14 protein-coding genes and 2 tRNA genes are annotated in these 15,965 nt (G+C 70.7%); 7 read left to right on the top strand and 9 right to left on the bottom strand.

What is annotated here, in order from left to right:
- Positions 1–319: 319 nt before the first annotated feature.
- From V5O46_RS14405 to V5O46_RS14390, 4 genes are all read left to right on the top strand, one after another.
- Positions 320–958 (top strand): NPCBM/NEW2 domain-containing protein, encoded by a 639-nt coding sequence (locus V5O46_RS14405; RefSeq protein ID WP_332884969.1) that lies wholly within the window; start codon positions 320–322, stop codon positions 956–958.
- 98 nt (positions 959–1,056) lie between these two features.
- The gene (locus V5O46_RS14400) at positions 1,057–1,632 is read left to right on the top strand and encodes a hypothetical protein (protein WP_332884968.1); all 576 of its coding nucleotides are present in this window, start codon (positions 1,057–1,059) and stop codon (positions 1,630–1,632) included.
- Positions 1,633–1,638: 6 nt separating this feature from the next.
- Entirely contained in the window at positions 1,639–2,304 is a 666-nt protein-coding gene (locus V5O46_RS14395) for a class F sortase (protein WP_332884967.1), read from the top strand.
- A 91-nt stretch (positions 2,305–2,395) separates the two neighbouring features.
- Positions 2,396–3,436: a glycoside hydrolase family 6 protein gene (locus V5O46_RS14390; RefSeq protein WP_332884966.1), complete on the top strand. Its 1,041-nt coding sequence runs from the start codon at positions 2,396–2,398 to the stop codon at positions 3,434–3,436.
- A 99-nt stretch (positions 3,437–3,535) separates the two neighbouring features.
- On the opposite strand, the gene glxA is transcribed toward V5O46_RS14390, so the two are convergent.
- The 3 genes from glxA to V5O46_RS14375 form a co-directional block, all read right to left on the bottom strand.
- Entirely contained in the window at positions 3,536–5,473 is a 1,938-nt protein-coding gene (gene glxA, locus V5O46_RS14385; protein WP_332884965.1) for a radical copper oxidase GlxA, read from the bottom strand.
- Positions 5,470–7,497, bottom strand: a complete 2,028-nt coding sequence (locus V5O46_RS14380) for a glycosyltransferase family 2 protein (protein ID WP_332884964.1) — start codon at positions 7,495–7,497, stop codon at positions 5,470–5,472. Before V5O46_RS14380 ends, glxA begins: the two co-directional genes overlap by 4 nt.
- Positions 7,498–7,944: 447 nt before the next feature.
- Positions 7,945–8,018: transfer RNA gene (locus V5O46_RS14375), tRNA-Lys, on the bottom strand.
- Positions 8,019–8,225: 207 nt separating this feature from the next.
- On the opposite strand from V5O46_RS14375, the gene V5O46_RS14370 reads away from it, so the two are divergent.
- The 3 genes from V5O46_RS14370 (at position 8,226) to V5O46_RS14360 (ending at position 11,571) form a co-directional block, all read left to right on the top strand.
- Positions 8,226–9,563 (top strand): peptidoglycan-binding protein, encoded by a 1,338-nt coding sequence (locus V5O46_RS14370; RefSeq protein WP_332884963.1) that lies wholly within the window; start codon positions 8,226–8,228, stop codon positions 9,561–9,563.
- 161 nt (positions 9,564–9,724) lie between these two features.
- The gene (locus tag V5O46_RS14365) at positions 9,725–10,858 is read left to right on the top strand and encodes an SPFH domain-containing protein (protein ID WP_332884962.1); all 1,134 of its coding nucleotides are present in this window, start codon (positions 9,725–9,727) and stop codon (positions 10,856–10,858) included.
- A gap of 107 nt (positions 10,859–10,965) precedes the next feature.
- Positions 10,966–11,571: a lytic polysaccharide monooxygenase auxiliary activity family 9 protein gene (locus V5O46_RS14360; RefSeq protein WP_332884961.1), complete on the top strand. Its 606-nt coding sequence runs from the start codon at positions 10,966–10,968 to the stop codon at positions 11,569–11,571.
- A gap of 78 nt (positions 11,572–11,649) precedes the next feature.
- Here V5O46_RS14360 and V5O46_RS14355 read toward each other — a convergent pair.
- From V5O46_RS14355 to ehuB, 6 genes are all read right to left on the bottom strand, one after another.
- Positions 11,650–11,726 (bottom strand) — tRNA-Lys (locus V5O46_RS14355).
- Between the two features lie 129 nt (positions 11,727–11,855).
- On the bottom strand, positions 11,856–12,626 hold the full coding sequence (locus tag V5O46_RS14350) for an IclR family transcriptional regulator (RefSeq protein ID WP_332884960.1): 771 nt from the start codon (positions 12,624–12,626) through the stop codon (positions 11,856–11,858).
- Between the two features lie 195 nt (positions 12,627–12,821).
- Entirely contained in the window at positions 12,822–13,610 is a 789-nt protein-coding gene (ehuA, locus tag V5O46_RS14345; protein ID WP_332884959.1) for an ectoine/hydroxyectoine ABC transporter ATP-binding protein EhuA, read from the bottom strand.
- On the bottom strand, positions 13,600–14,250 hold the full coding sequence (ehuD, locus tag V5O46_RS14340; RefSeq protein WP_332884958.1) for an ectoine/hydroxyectoine ABC transporter permease subunit EhuD: 651 nt from the start codon (positions 14,248–14,250) through the stop codon (positions 13,600–13,602). Before ehuD ends, ehuA begins: the two co-directional genes overlap by 11 nt.
- A complete protein-coding gene (gene ehuC, locus V5O46_RS14335) occupies positions 14,247–14,966 on the bottom strand; it encodes an ectoine/hydroxyectoine ABC transporter permease subunit EhuC (protein ID WP_332884957.1) in 720 nt (239 codons plus the stop codon). Before ehuC ends, ehuD begins: the two co-directional genes overlap by 4 nt.
- Entirely contained in the window at positions 14,963–15,886 is a 924-nt protein-coding gene (ehuB, locus tag V5O46_RS14330; RefSeq protein WP_332884956.1) for an ectoine/hydroxyectoine ABC transporter substrate-binding protein EhuB, read from the bottom strand. The genes ehuC and ehuB overlap by 4 nt, the downstream gene beginning before the upstream one ends.
- Between the last annotated feature and the right edge of the window lie 79 nt (positions 15,887–15,965).

The raw sequence follows: 15,965 nt of genomic DNA, 5'->3' as shown, positions 1-15,965 counted from the left end.
TACGCGTGCACGGAAACCACAGACACTGTGTCGGGGGCGGGCCCCGCCCCCCCCGGGGGGGGTGTTTCCGGGGGCGCGACCCCGCCCCGCCCCCCCCCGGGCGCCTCCCCCGGCCCCCCCCGCCCCCCCACCGCCCCCCCCCCCGCCCGCGGGCCCGCCGGGCCCCCCGGCCGCACCCGCTCCGGCGCCGGCGTCCCGGCCCCCGCACGGCCCGCACACCGCCGCCGCACCCACTCGCCCGGCCGCACCGCACCCGGCAGCGGCTCCGACACGGCGGCGCCGTGTCCTGTCCGTTGCCGCGGCGCTGCTCGCTGTCGCCGTGGTGGCGGGCGGCGGCACGTACGCCGCCGTCCACTACCTGGATGCCGGGCGCACCGGCACCGCCGCGTCCCAGGACGGCCCGCCACCCGCCACCCCGACCCCCGCCCCCGAGACCACCGGTGCCCCGGACACCGGAGCCACTGCCACCCCGACCCCCACCTCCTCGCCGTCCGGCAGCGCTGAAGAGGCCGGTGCGGACCCGGCGAGCCCGTCGGAGTCCGGGGCCGGCGCGGACACCGGTGAACTGCCGCTGACCTCCCTGGAGGCGGTGGAGATGACGAACATGGAGCAGGGCTCCGCGACCGTCGACACCGAGCCCCACGAGGACGCCCTGCTCGCGGAGGCGGGGTTCTGCTTCGTCAGTTCCGTGGAGTACAACCTCGCCCGGGAGTGGGCCACCCTGCGGTTCGTCGCGGGCATCACCGACGTCTCCGCCGACGGCATCCCCCGCAAGGTCACCGTCCACGGCGACGGAGAGCTGCTGACCAGCAAGACCCTGAACTTCGGGTCGGCCATGCCGGTGTCCGTCGACGTGAGCGGTGTGCTGCGGCTGCGGCTGGAGGTCACCAACGTCGACAGCGACGGCTGCAGCAGCGATGTGGTCACCGCCCTGGCCGAACCCGTGCTCACGAAGTGACGGAACGACCCGGCATCACCCGATCGGCGTAGCCGGAGCCCGGCGCCGGATGCAGGGACCGGGCCCGCGGGGGAGTCTCCAGGCACTGGAGGTTCACGATGGGCTCACTGAAAGTCACTCTCTGTGCCGGAGCCGCGCTGGCCGCGGTGCTCACCCCCACGGCGTACGCCACCGACGGGGGCGGAGTCACGGTGACCCCCGCCCGTCCCGCACCCGGCACCGACGTCACGCTGCGCGTGGCCGACTGCACCGAGAAGACCGCCGTCGCCGTCTCCGTGGCATTCGTCTCCGACGCCCGGCTCACCTTCGCCGGCACCGACGGCGCACTCGTCGGCGCCGGCCGCGTCCGGAACACGGTCACGGCCGGCGCCTACGCCGTGAAGGTCCGCTGCGGCACCGCCGAACACACCGGAACCCTGAACATCGCCGAGAAGCACCACCCCTCCACCGAAGCCGACCCGTACGCCCGGCCCAGTGCCCCTTCCTCACCCGTCGCCCCCGTCGACGCGGGCGGCGGCGGTACCGCCCGTCTGGCCGCAGCCGACGGCCGGGGGGACGACGCCCGCGCCGAGGGTCCCGGCACCGCCCATGCGGTGACCGGCCTGATCCTCGCCGGAGTCGCCGCGGTCGCCGTCGCGCTGCGCAGCGCCCGCCGGAGCCGCGGAACGGACTGACCGATCATGTCCGACCAGGAACGCGCCGCCCGTGGCGGTCGCCTGCTGACCGGCATCGCCTGGACGGTGCTGCTGCTCGGGCTGTGGCTGTGGGGCCGTGAGGCCACCGACGTCCCCGACCGGACGACCGGGCCCGCCACCGGCGACATGGCGGCGGCCGGCCGGCCGCCCGTCATCGACCTGCCGGCCGCCCACAGGCCGCTCGACGCGGCCCTGCCCGAGCGCCTGGACATCCCCGAACTCGGCATCCGGGCTCCGGTGCTGGCCCGCGGCCTGGACGGCAAGGGCGCCCTGCAGGCCCCGCCCTACGACCGGGCCGGCGCGGTCGGCTGGTACGCGGCCGGTGCCACCCCGGGGGAGGCCGGCACCGCGCTGCTGGTGGGCCACGTCGACACGGAGACGCGCCCCGCCGTCTTCTACAAGATCAGCACCCTGGAGCCCGGCGAGACCATCCGCGTGGTCCGGGACGGTGCCGGGGTCGCCGAGTTCACCGTCGACGACATCCAGGTCCTCACCCGCGACTCCTTCGACGCCCACCAGGCGTACGGGCCGCACCGCTCCGGCCGCGCCGAGCTGCGGCTGATCACCTGCGGCGGCAGCTTCGACAAGGTGAGCAACCGCTACACCGCCAATGTCGTCGTCTCCGCCTACCTCACCGGAACCGGCCGCTGAACCGGCCGCTCGACCGGCGGCCTCGGGCCCCGTCCCGCCCTGGGCGTATGTCAGGATTGAGCCTCGGAACAGTGCACCCGAGGGGGGTTGGATGTACGGCACCAGGGGGGCCGGAACGTTCGCCGGAACACGTGCGTCCGCGGCGGTGCTGGGGGCGGCACTGCTGCTCGCCGGCTGTTCGTCCGCCGGAGACGGGGAGGACGACGGCAAGGAGAAGGGGGCGGGCGCCGGAATCACCCAGCAGCCCAAGGACGCCGACCCGTTCTGGGTCAACCCGGACGGCACCGCGGCCCGGCAGCTGGCGGAGCTGAAGAAGTCCGGGCAGGACACGCAGGCCGACCAGATCCGCAAGATCGCCCAGCAGCCGGTCGCCGAGTGGATCAGCCCGGAGAACCCCGAGGAACAGACCCGGGGCTTCACCGAGGCCGCCGACGCCGCCGACCGCACCGCGCTGCTGGTTCTCTACAACATCCCGCACCGCGACTGCGGCCAGTACTCGCAGGGCGGCGCCGCCGACGGCGACGCCTACCGCTCCTTCGTCGACGCCGTGGCCAAGGGCATCGGCGACCGCTCCGCCACGGTGATCCTGGAACCGGACGCGGTCCTGCACCTGGTGGACGGCTGCACCCCGGAGCAGTACCACGAGGAGCGCTACGACCTCCTCAAGAGTGCCGTCGCCAAGCTGAAGTCGCTGAAGAACACCAGGGTCTACCTGGACGCGGGCAACGCCGGCTGGGGCCACCCCGACCAGATCTTCCAGCCGCTGCAGTGGGCGGGCGTCGGCCAGGCCGACGGCTTCTCGGTCAACGTGTCCAACTACTACACGACCGAGGACTCCATCGCCTACGGCAAGGAGCTCTCCGTCAAGGTCGGCGGCAAGCACTTCGTCATCGACACCAGCCGCAACGGCAACGGCCCGTACACCGAGGGCGACCCGGGCGAGCGCTGGTGCAACCCGCCCGGCCGCGCACTCGGCGAGATCCCCACGACGGACACGGCCGACCCCTTGGTCGACGCCTACCTCTGGATCAAACGCCCCGGCGAGTCCGACGGCGAGTGCAAGGGCGGCCCGAAGGCGGGCGAGTGGTGGCCCGACTACGCCCTGGAGCTGGCCAAGGGATCGGACGCCTGAGGCGCGCTCGGGCCGCGCGACGTACCACGGCGCTCCCGCAGAGCCGGAGAACCGGCCGGCGGGAGCGCCGTGAAACGAGAGAAACGCGAAGACGCAGCCCTAGGGGATCTTCACCCACTGCGCCTTGCTGGGCACCCCGTTCCCGTCGGTGACGAACAGCATGTACCACCCCGACTGCACGAGGTTCTTGTTCTCGGGCACGGTCACCGTGAGCCGGTCCCCCTCCGCCTCGAACTCCAGCGCGACCGACCGCTGGTCCACGTCGGTGACGTGGGTCGACGCGCTCGGCCGGATCAGCCGCACCTTCTCCACGGACCCGGCCGCCTTCGAGGTGAACGTCCCCGAGCCGCCCCGCTCGAGGGTCTCGGGGCCGCCGGACAGATCCGGCCGCTCCTCGCCGTAGAGGTACGGCGGCGTGTAGATCTCGATGCGCTGCTCGAACTCGCCCGGCTTGGTGTTGGCCTTGTCGGCGAAGAGCGAGTCGGAGCCGAAGAACATCACGCGTCCGTCGGGCAGCAGGATCGACCCGGAGTGGTAGTTGCGGCCCACCAGCGGGTCGGCGACCCGGTCGAACTCGTTGGTCTCCGTGTCGTAGATCCGGGCCTGCAGGATGTTGGAGTCGCTGCGGCCCCGGTAGTCCGCGGAGCCGCCGGAGACGAGCACGTCGTCGTTGGGCAGGATCGAGGCCTGTGGATAGCGGGTGCCCTTCTCCAGGGAGGGGCCGTCGGTGAACTCCGGCGAGTCGGCCCTGAGATCGACCAGCCGGGTCTTCTCGCTGGCCAGCCGGGACTCGCCGACCCCGCCGCCGCCGATCACCAGGTACTTCTCGTCCTGCGCGGGCGGCAGCAGCACGGTGGCGGAGGTCTCGAGCATGTCGGCGTCGCTCATGCCGGGGATCTCGGTGAACCTGTTGGTCTCCACGTCCCAGACGCCGGGGTCGCGGCCGACGTCGTCGGGCCCGTAACCGGCGTTCGAACCCGAGTAGAAGATCTTCCCGTCCTGCATCAGGAACAGCGCCGGATACGTCGGGAACTGACGCTCCTCCTCGGTGTACGTCCACCCCTTGGTCTTCGGGTCGTAGATCTCGTTCTTGCCCGGGACCAGCTGGCCGATGTCGTCGAGTCCGGAGACGCTGAGGATCTTGCCGTCGCTCAGTGTGGTGAGCGTCGGGTACCAGCGGGCCTCGTGCATCGGGTCGACCTTGACGTACTTCTCGGCGACCGGGTCGAACTCGAAGGCGTCCCGGATGCCCTGGAAGTCCTTCTTGTCGAGGGCGAGTTTCTCCGCGATGCCGTAGGTGTTGCGGGCGTCCTCGCCCTCGAGCCCCTGGACGCGGTAGTTGTCCTGGGTGCCGGTCTCGTACTGCCGGCCCTCCTTCTGCGCCTCGACGTAGACCCGGCCGTAGCCCGGCGTGTTACCGAGGAACCGGCCGGTCTCCTCGTCGAAGTTCTTCTCCGCGCGCGGCACCAGGACCGGGTCCTTGGAGACGAAGGTCTTGCCGTTCTCCTTGCCGGTGAACTTCGTTCCGGCGGGCAGGGTGATCGGCTTGTCCGGGTTCTCGTTGTGGACGATCATCAGGCCGCCGGCCTTCTTCACGTCGCCCTTGAGCTTCTCGTACCGCTTGGTGCCGCCCGCGATCAGCAGATTGCCGTTGGGCAGCTGGGTGTGGCCGGTGCAGAACAGGTCGTTCGGGGTGGGGACCTTCTTGACGGTGCCCTTGACCGGGTCCCAGATCCGGGTGTCGTACTGCTTGGCGTCGAAGTTGTCCTGGTCGTTCCCGGAGCCGGCGACGAGCAGCACCTTGCCGGTGTGCAGCAGCGCCGCGTGGATGGTGTTCTGCCGGTACTTCTCGGGAAACTCGATGATCTCCCACTTGCCGTTCTCGGCCTTGTACTCGGGCTTGTTGATCGTGTACTGGTGGTATTTCTCGGTTCCGAAGCGGTAGAGCCACGGCCCGTTCATCCCGGCCAGCGCGACTACCACCGCCGTGCCTATCGCGAAGCGACGGGCCCGGCGACGGCCGGCACGGTCCTTCATTCCTTACGTCCCCCAAGTCCACCAAGGGCGATCTGCATGGTCTGGTCGTTCCCTCCGCTGCTCCCGTCCGCGGCGGCCCAGGTGGGCGGCTGCTTGGGCGCGTGCGGCCCGGGCCCCGGGTGCGGTGCGGGTCCCGGGTGCGGTGCGGGCACCGCGGGCTGGTCGTACGCGGCGGCGGGCGCCGGTTCCCGTACCTCGGCCGCCGGGGCCGGGGCCGCGGCGGCGGGCTGCCGCTTCGCCTCACGCAGGGCGTGCCGCCAGGCGAAGACCGGTGTGGCGGTGATCAGCAGCGCGAACGACGCCCAGATGATCATCGCAGGGTGGGAGTTGCCGAGGACGAAGCCGGCGGCGATCGACGCACCGAAGATCAGGATGAAGTACCAGTGGTAGCGGAAGGTTCCGAACAGGGTGTCCGGGCTTGCCGAGTCGCCCTTGGGCGTGACCACGAACTTGCTCTTGCGGCGGAGCACCGAGTCGATCAGTGCCTTGGCGTACAGCGGCGCCGACAGCGCGGACATCACCATGCCGGCGACGCCGCCGGAGCCCTCCGGCTCGTGCGGGGAGACGTTGTGGCGGCGGTTCCATACGTACAGGCCGATCTGGAGCGCGGAGGCGTTGCCGTAGAGCATCAGCCAGACCGCCGGGTCGATGTTGACGCCCGAGGCGCCGAGGCCCAGGAACAGCGCGCAGCTCATCGCCGCCAGGATCCAGTTCAGGGCCGACATCGGATAGAAGATGATCATCATCGTGTAGTTGAAGAGCTTGCTCGGCGGGAGCGAGTACCAGCCCTTCCAGTACTGCTTGAGGATCGTCTCGTAGGTTCCCCGGGACCAGCGCATCTGCTGGGTGAAGAAGTCGGTCCAGGCGTTGGGGCCCTCGCCGACGGCGAGTACGTCGGGGGTGTAGACCGAGCGCCACTTGCGGCCCGTCGCCGGGTTCTTGGCGCGGTGCATCTCGAACCCGGTGGCCATGTCCTCGGTGATCGAGTCGTACAGCCCGCCGATCTGCTTGATCGCCTTGATCCGTACGGCGTTGGAGGTGCCGACGAACATCGGTGAGCCGTAGCGGTTGCCGGCCCGCTGGATCAGCGCGTGGAAGAGGAACTGCTGGGACTCGGCGGCCTTGGTGACGAAGTTGTCGTAGTTGCCGTAGACCTGCGGGCCGATGACGAAGCCGACGTCGGGGTCGCGGAAGAAGCCGAGCATCCGCTCCAGGTAGTTGGGCAGCGGCACGTGGTCGGTGTCGACCGAGGCGAAGAAGTCGTAGTCGTCGCCGTGCGCCTCCAGCCAGGCGTTGTAGTTGCCGTGCTTGGTCTTGGCGCGATGCGGGCCCTTCTTGCGGTTCCACTTGGCGACGCCCTTGCGGGAGAAGTGGTGGACGCCCAGGCGGGCGCAGACCTCCTTCACCTCCGGGTCGTCGCCCTCGTCGAGCAGCCAGACGTGCATCAGACCGCGGTGGCGGATCCTGACGGCCGCCTCCAGGGTCTTGGTCACCATCTCCAGCGGCTCCTTGCCGGGCACGAAGGAGGTGAGGAAGGCGACCCGGGTGCCGGTCTCGGGCACCACCGGGACCGGGTCGCGGGCGACCAGGGTGGCGTGCGCGTTCGAGACCACGTTCATGCAGCGGAAGAACTCGATCAGGCCGATCGAGACGAGCATGACGACGTCGAGGGCGGGCAGCCAGTCGAACGCCGGGTGGTCGCGCTCGGTCCAGTGCGAGGGCTGCAGCAGCCAGAAGAGCAGCACCAGGCTCAGCACGGGGGCCGCGGCCAGCATCAGGGTGATGCGGATGCGGTGCGGCTCCTGCGAGATCAGCGAGCGGTACTGGACCCGGTACGGCTTGTTCGGGTCGGGCTGGGTGAGGGGCCCCGCCAGCCGGCTGTAGTGCTCGTAGTCGTAGCGCGGCAGCGTCTTCCGGATACGGCGGAAGGTGCCGGTGGTGCTGTTCCGATGCGCGGGCACCCTGAGCTGGGTGGTCCGGGACGGATCGGAGTCCTGTCGGTCGCCCGTCGGCGTCGACGCCATGAGTCTTCCCCCCACATGCGGCGCACCGCGTGTTTCGTCGCTTCCAGCGCCTGTGCCCGGTCCCCCTCGACCTTCACAGGCGTATCAATGGTGGCCCGCAGTCACCACGTCATCCACACACTTTATAGACATGGAATGTGGGCCCCCGGTTGCAGGATGCCCCCTCGGTGTCCGGTCCATGACGGGACCCCTGTCCTCGCCGTACCGACACCCGGTTCGTTTCTCCCTGCCCTCAACTGGACCAGGGTTCTACGGCGTTCAGCATGATCGCAAGATGCGAAATGTGGTGTTTACCGGTCATGCGCGTTCATTGTGGCGTATGGGGAGGGAACGGAAGGGGGCGGGGGCGCGGGCTCCGGAGCCGGGCGCCGGGGCGGCCCGCGGGGCGGCGGGCAGCGTTACTACAAAAGGGCCCCCCGCGTGAGTGGGGGGCCCTTTTGCCGTCGGTGCGCCGCCAGGGACTCGAACCCCGGACCCGCTGATTAAGAGTCAGCTGCTCTAACCAACTGAGCTAGCGGCGCCTGCTGACGCCGATAACTCTACCCGACCCCGCAGGGTGCTCCCGACCACGGGCCCGCGGCCCTCCTGTCGCGGGCCGGACCGTGCCGCCGTCCGGGAATCCGCCGTACATCATTCGGACCGTCAGCATGCGCACCGGGAAGTCAGTTGAGAAACTGACGCATGTGAATCGCTGCGGAGATTTTCAGCTGACGTGTGAGGGGAATCGCATGGAGACTCCGGCATTCGAGGAAATCGCCCCGGAGGGCGACTGCGACTGCCCGGGCTGCCGGCTGCGGCGGAGTGTCCCGCCGCATTCCCCGAACGGCCCAACCGTGACCCGTCCGGCCGCCCACCGGGCCCTGATCGTGGCGACGGCGGCCTCCGCCGCGGTCGGCGCGGGCCAGGCGGCAGCCCTCCCGGCCGCCGCCCACGCACCCGGCATTCCGGGTGTCGTCGCAGGTGACGAGCCTGATACACCCCAGGGAACCAGGTCCCCGCTCCATGGTGCGGGCGGCGCTCCCGCGCCCTCGACGGCCGCCGTCGAGACGCCTGCGACCACCCGCGCCCAGATCATCAACCGGGCCAAGAAATGGGTCGCCGCAAAAGTCCCGTACAGCATGAGCACCTACTGGTCCGATGGTTACCGGCAGGACTGCTCGGGATATGTGTCCATGGCCTGGGGACTGACCGGGAACGAGTGGACGGGCAGCCTCGGAAAGTTCGCCGACCCTATTTCGAAGGAGGAGCTGCTGCCCGGTGACATGCTGCTCTTCCACAATCCGGCCAACCCTCAGTCGGGTTCCCACGTGGTGATTTTCGGCGGCTGGACGGACCACACGCACACCTACTACACCGCCTACGAGCAGACCCCCCCGCACACCGTGAAACGGACCACCCCCTACGCCTACTGGAGCAATTCCTCCCGCTATCTTCCCTACCGCTACAAGGGCCTCGGCACCGCGGCCGAGGAACCGGCTCCGGCGGCCGAGGAACCCGCCCCGCAGGCCAAGGGGCCCGAGGCCGCGGTCGCGACCCGTTTCCCGGGGGCGGCGTCGTTCGGGCCCGGCGCGAACAACAAGTTCGTCACCCAGCTCGGGCGGATGCTCGTGGAGCGCGGCGCCCAGCGCCACTACACCACCGGCCCCGGGCCCCGCTGGTCGGAGGCGGACCGCAGGGCGACCCGGGCGTTCCAGCTGGCCCAGGGCTGGCGGGGCGCCGAGGCCGACGGGCTGCCGGGCGCGGGGACCTGGAAGCTGCTGGTGACCGGCAGGGGCAAGGACGTCCCGGCGGCGAGCAGAGGGGCCGCGGGTCCCCCCTCGCACGGGGTGCCCGGCTTCCCGGGCGGCGCGATGTTCCGGCCGGGCGCGAACAACACGTACGTCACCCAGCTGGGCCGGCAGCTGGTGAAGAAGGGGTTCGGCAAGCACTACCGGACCGGGCCGGGGCCGCGCTGGGGCGAGGCGGACCGCCGCAGCGTCGAGGCCTTCCAGCGTGCCCAGGGCTGGCGCGGCGGCGCGGCGGACGGCTACCCGGGGCCGGAGACCTGGCGGCGCCTCTTCTCATGACCGCCTCGCCGTTCCCGTGACCGCACCCCTGTCACCGAACTCGTCCGCACCCCTGTCACTGCACTCGTCCGCACCTCTGTCACTGCACTCGCCTGCACCCCTGTCACTGCATTCGCCTGCACCCCGTTCATGACGCATCTGGCGCGGAGGCTGGAGCACGCATGAGTACGACCTCTTCGACGACCACGTCATCCACCCCGGAGCCCGGCGGCCCCGCGGAGGGCGGCCCGCCCCGGCCGGTCCGGCTGATCAAGAACGAGTCCACCACCGAGATCCCCGTCCACCTGCTCTTCCGGGACGATCCGGATCCGGCGCCGGTGCCGCTGCGGCCCGCGGTGGTCACCCGGAGACAGGGCACCGGGGAGCAGCCGCGGCTGCGCCGGCCGGCAGCCGGGCCGCGGCTGATGCCGGAGGTCGACCCGGAGCTGACGGAGCGGCCGGCCCGGGTGCTGCCCGGCGCGGTCGGTGTGCTCGCCGGGTCCTGCGCCGTGGCCGGCTGTGCGCTCACCTCCTGGTGGGCGGGGACCCTGCCGGAAGTCGTGCCGGCGGCGCTGGGGCTGCCGGCGGACGCGGGGGCGGGGCTCGGGCCCGCGCAGTGGGCGGCGTACTCGGCCGCCGGGGCGCTGGGCCTGTTCGGCTTCGGCGGGCTGGCCAGGGGCCGGACCGGGCGGGCCTGGGTGCTCGGCCTGTTCGGCCGCTACCGGGGGACCGTCCGGCGCACCGGACTGATGTGGGTCAACCCGCTGCTGCTGCGCCGCAGGGTGGACGTCCGGCTGCGGCACTGGCGCAGCGAGCCGATGCCCGCCGCCGACGCCAGCGGGGTGGCACTGCGGGCGGTGACGCTGGTGGTGTGGCGGGTGAGGGACACGGCGCGGGCCACGCTGGGCGTCGAGGACCACGAGACGTATCTGCGCGAGTGTGTCGAGGCGGCGGTGGCCCGGGTGCCGGTGGAGATGCCCGGCGGGGCGCGCAGCGCGCCGGACGCGGCGGCCGAGACGCTCACCCGGCTGGTGGCGGGAGAGGCGGCGGCGGTCGGCCTGGAGGTGTTCTCGGTGCGCCCGGTCCGGGTGGAGTACGCCCCCGAGGTCGCCGGCGCGATGCACCGCCGGCGGATCGCCGCGCTCGACGCCCAGCAGCGCGCGAGCGTGCTCACCTCGGTGGTGGACTCGGTGGAGGACACCGTGACCCGGCTGACCATGCGCGGCCTCGTCGAACTCGACGACTACGAGCGGAAGGTCCTGGTGCGGGATCTGACGGTGGCGTTCTGCGCGGGACGGGGGGAGGGTGCGCACTGACCGCCCTCGCGATTGGTATGGACATGTTCAGTTCACGCCAATAGTCTGGGACTTGGTCTAGACCTGCACGGCTCACTGATCCTCCCCCACGTCACAGGAGCAGCAGTATGCGCAAGAAGACCAAGCTGTATGCCGGGGCGGTGGGTCTGGCGACCACCGGTGCCCTGGTGTTCTCCTCCGCCGGTGCCAGCGGTCACGGCTACACCGACCTCCCCGTCAGCCGCCAGAAGCTCTGCCAGAACGGTTCCGTCAGCAACTGCGGCGGGATCCAGTGGGAGCCGCAGAGCGTCGAGGGCCCGAAGGGCTTCCCGGCGGCCGGACCTGCCGACGGGCAGATCTGCTCCGCGAACAACGCGCGGTTCTCGCAGCTCGACAGTCCCAGGACGCCGTCCGGCGGCGCGTGGCCGACCACGCGCCTCAACGGCGGGCAGAACTACACCTTCCGCTGGCAGTTCACCGCCATGCACGCCACGACCGACTTCAAGTACTACGTGACGAAGCCGGGCTGGAACCAGAACCACGGCCTGTCCCGGTCCGATCTCAACCTCACACCGTTCCTGACCGTGCCCTACCACGGCCAGCGTCCGCCGTCCACGCTCTCCCACAGCGGCCGGCTGCCGTCCGGGCTGAGCGGGCACCACGTCATCCTCGCGGTGTGGACGGTCCATGACACGGGCAACGCGTTCTACGCCTGCTCGGACGTCACCTTCTAGGACCCGGGCCCCTCGGGCTCGGCACTCCCCAGGCTCAGCGAAAGGGCCCCTCGCCTCGGCGAGGGGCCCTTTCGGATGTGGTGCGCCGCCAGGGACTCGAACCCCGGACCCGCTGATTAAGAGTCAGCTGCTCTAACCAACTGAGCTAGCGGCGCATGACTCCCGCCGACCGCGCGTTCCTGCGTCTCGCGGGCGACGACGGAGAAAATACTACCTGGTCCCCAGGGGTGCTCCGGACCGCTGCGGGGTGAGCGCGGCCACACGGCCCCCCGGGCCGGTCCGCCCTAGATCGTCAGCGACAGCAGCACCGGCGCCGCGCCGCGGTTCAGCGCCTCGGCGGCCCGGCGCAGCCGGTGCGCATGCTCGACCGGCAGCGACAGCGCCAGGCAGCCCGCGGCGGAACCGGCCGTGATCGGCACGGCGGCACAGACCGTGCCGACCGCGTACTCCTGGAGGTCCAGGACGGGCACCGTGGGCGGCTGGGCGGCCAGCCGGGACAGCAGCAGCCTGTCGCTGGTGATGGTGCGCGAGGTGAGGCGGGCCATCCTGTGCCGGGCCAGATGGTCCCGGCGCCCGGCGTGGTCCAGCTGGGTCAGCAGGCTCTTGCCGACCGCGGTGGCATGCGCCGAGCAGCGGAAGTCGACCCACTCGTTCACCCGGGGCGTCGCCGGTCCGTCGGCGTACTGGGTGACCCTCACCTCGCCGTCCACGTACCGGCTGATGTAGACAGCGGCGCCGACCGAGTCCCGCAGCCGCTCCAGGGTGCCCTGGAGCTTCTCGCGCAGCGCCTGCTCCCGGCCGTGCGCGGAGCCCAGGCGGGTGAGCGTCTCGCCGGTGATGTACGCCCCGTCGTGCGCGCCCTCGGTGATCTGCTCCACATAGCCCTCGCGGCGCAGCATCCGCAGCAGGGCGGCGAGCCGCCCGGGGCCCAGGCCGGTGGTCCGGGCGAGCCGGGCCTCGGTGACTCCGGTGCTGTGCCGCACCACCGTCTCCAGGATGCGCAGGGCGTCCTGGGCGGAGTGGTGGTGGGAGGTCGGCTTGTGCTGCAGCGCCACGGTGATCCCCCTGCGCTCGCTCGTAGGGCCGTAGTCCGGACGGCGAATCCCTCTCACGATAGCCCCCAAGAGGCTTGAAAGGAGCGGCGGTTGACGAGAATCCCGCCCCCTCGGCAGGGGTGCTGATCTGCGGCATATGTCAAGGGAACGCCCCAACGCCCGGACCTCGGACGTCGGGGCGGACACGGTCCGTGATCAGAGGACCGCGCTGAGGAACTCCCTGGTGCGGTCGTGCTCGGGCTCGCTGAAGATCTTCTCCGGCGTGCCGGCCTCGATGACCCGGCCCGAGTCGAACATCAGCACCTGGTCCGAGATGTCCCGGGCGAAGTTCATCTCGTGGGTCACGCAGAGCATGGTGATGTCCGTGGAGCGGGCGATGTCCCGCAGCAGATCCAGCACGCCCGCGACCAGCTCCGGGTCGAGCGCGGAGGTCACCTCGTCCAGCAGCAGCACCTTCGGCCGCATCGCCAGCGCCCGGGCGATCGCCACGCGCTGCTGCTGGCCGCCGGAGAGCTGGGCCGGGTGCGCGTCGGCCTTCTCGGCCAGGCCCACCATGTCGAGCAGCTCCCTGGCCCGCTCCACCGCCTCGTCCCTGGACAGGCCGAGCACGGTGACCGGCGCCTCGGTGATGTTCCGCAGCACCGTCATGTTCGGGAACAGGTTGAACTGCTGGAACACCATCCCGATCTGCTTGCGGACCTCGCGGACCTCCTTGTCGGAGGCCGGGAAGAGCTGCTGCCCGTCGACCGTGATCCTGCCCTCGTCGGGCTTGAGCAGGGTCATCAGCAGCCGCAGGATCGTGGTCTTGCCGGAGCCGGACGGCCCGATCAGGGTGACGTGCTTGCCGGCGTCCACGCTGAAGTCGAGGTGGTCCAGGACGGTGTTGTCCCCGAACCGCTTGGTGACCTGCTCCAGCCGGATCAGCTCGCCGGAGTTCTCGGCGGGCGGGTTCTTCTCGGGGTTGGGGAGAGTGTCAGTGGGCAAGGCGTCGCTCCAGGGCTCGCAGGGCAAGGGAGGCCAGGTAGGAGATGGCGATGAAGGCCACGCCGATCACCGTCAGCGGCTCGGTGAACTGGAAGTTCTGCTGGGAGAACAGCCGGGCCTCGCCGAGCATCTCCAGCACGGTGATCGCCATCAGCATCGGGGTGTCCTTCAGCATGGAGATCACGTAGTTGCCGAGGGCGGGCACCACCCGGCGGACCGCCTGCGGCAGGATCACCGCGCTCCAGGTCCGCCGCACCGGCAGGTTCAGTGCCGTCGCGGCCTCCCACTGGCCGACGGGCACCGCCTCGATGCCGGCCCGGTAGACCTGCATCGTGTACGTCGAGTAGTGCAGGCCGATGCCGATCACACCCGTGGTCAGCGCGGAGAAGGTCAGGCCCCACTCGGGCAGCACGTAGAACAGGAAGAACAGCTGCACCAGCAGCGGGGTGTTGCGGATGAACTCCGTGACCACCCCGACCGGCCAGGTGACCCAGCGGCTGGGCACCCGCATCAGCAGCGCCCACACCAGACCCAGGGCGAAGGAGATCACCGAGCCGATGACCAGGACCTGCAGGGTGACCAGCAGGCCTTCCCAGAAATGCGGCATGAAGTCGGAGACCGCGCTCCAGTCCCAGTTCATGCGCCACCTCCCGTGCCGACGCCGGTCGTCGCGGCACGCTTGAGCTCCACGCCGGGCTTACGCTCGGGCGCCTTCCCGACCCCCGCCTTCAGCTTCTTCTCCAGCCCTCGCATCACGCGGGTGAGCAGGAAGGCGATCACGAAGTAGATCAGCAGGATGTACGTGTAGATCTCCGCGCTCTCCTGCAGTGCCAGCCGCACCAGGTTGCCGCTGAACGCCAGGTCGCCCATGCCCATGATGGACACCAGCGCGGTGCCCTTGAGCAGCTCGACCAGCAGGTTGGAGAACGGCGGGATCATCTCCGGCACCGCCTGCGGCAGCAGGATCAGCCGCATCCGCTGCCAGGGCGTGAAGCTGAGCGCGATCCCGCCCTCCTTCTGCGCCGGGTCGACCGCGCCCAGCGCACCGCGCACGATCTCCGAGCCGTACGCCCCGTAGGTCAGGCCGAGCGCCAGCGTGCCCGCCCACAGCGGTACCAGCTGCCAGCCGAAGGCCGGTGGCAGCACGAAGAACACCCAGAAGATCATCACCAGCGCCGAAGTGCCGCGGAACACCTCGGTGTAGAGGCCCGCGAGGAAGCGGACCAACCACAGCCGGTGGGTGCGCGCGACACCGACCACGAAGGACACCGCCGTCGCCAGCAGCGCGCTGAGGACCAGCAGCTGGATCGTGACCCAGACGCCTTGGAGTACCAGTTCCCACAGTCCAGAGGTCATCCGCCGCACAGCTCCTTCGCGGTCAGATCCGTCATCTCCGCCTCGGTGAAGCCGAACGGCTCGAGGATGCGGAACAGCTCGCCGCTCTTCTTGAGCTTGCGCAGCTCCACGTTGAAGGTGTCCCGCAGCGTCGTCTCGGTCGGCCGGAACGCGAAGGCGCCTCCGGCGAGCTGCGGCTTGCCGTCGACGATCGGGGTGAAGGGCTCCGTCGCCTCCGTCTTCGAGGAGGTCCGCACGACCAGGCGTGAGGTGACCGCGGTGGCGGTGAAGTAGTCGACCCGCCCGGCCTCGACGGCGTTCAGCCCGGCGACCTGGTCGGGGACGATGAGGATGTCACCGCGCCGGTATCCGGCCTCGATGGCGTGCCCGATCTGGGCGTAGCCGGTCCCGGTGGCGATCCGCGCCTTCTTCGCGAACGCGTCCTTGTAGTCGCGCAGCCCCATGGGATTGCCCTTGCGTACGACGAACGCGTCGGGCATCTGGTAGTCGGGGTCCGCGAAGATGACCTGCTCACAACGTTCCGGGGTGACGTACATCCCGGCGGCCACGACATCGAACTGCTGCGACTTCAGACCGGGGATCAGCGAACCGAACTCGGTCGGCACCGGCTGCACCCGGTCCACTCCGAGCTGCTTGAAGATCACCTTGGCCAGCTCCGGCGCCTCGCCGGTCAGCTCGCCGTTCCTGTCGATGTACCCGAAGGGGATCTCGCCCGCGATCCCGAGCCGCGCCACGCCCTGCGCGCGCAGCCGGTCCAGGAGGTCGCCCCCGTCAGTGCCCGAGGCGGTCGCCACGCGTGAGCAGCCCGCGGCGCCCAGCGCGCCGAGCGCCGCAACCCCCGCGAGCAGCGACCGGCGAGTGGGCCCGGGTGTGCGGTCAGATCTTCCTATCGGCGGAATTCTGTCTGGTGGAGAGGCCATGGGCGCGCGGCTACCCGGAGCAGTCACACTTATGCCGGTCTCTTTCGGACCAGTTCGCGCCGATGCGCCCTTGACCCCG

The organism is Streptomyces poriticola (assembly GCF_036689765.1).
Taxonomy (GTDB): domain Bacteria; phylum Actinomycetota; class Actinomycetes; order Streptomycetales; family Streptomycetaceae; genus Streptomyces; species Streptomyces poriticola.
Note: the sequence above shows the minus strand (reverse complement) of the source record. Positions and strands in the feature narration are given on the sequence as shown.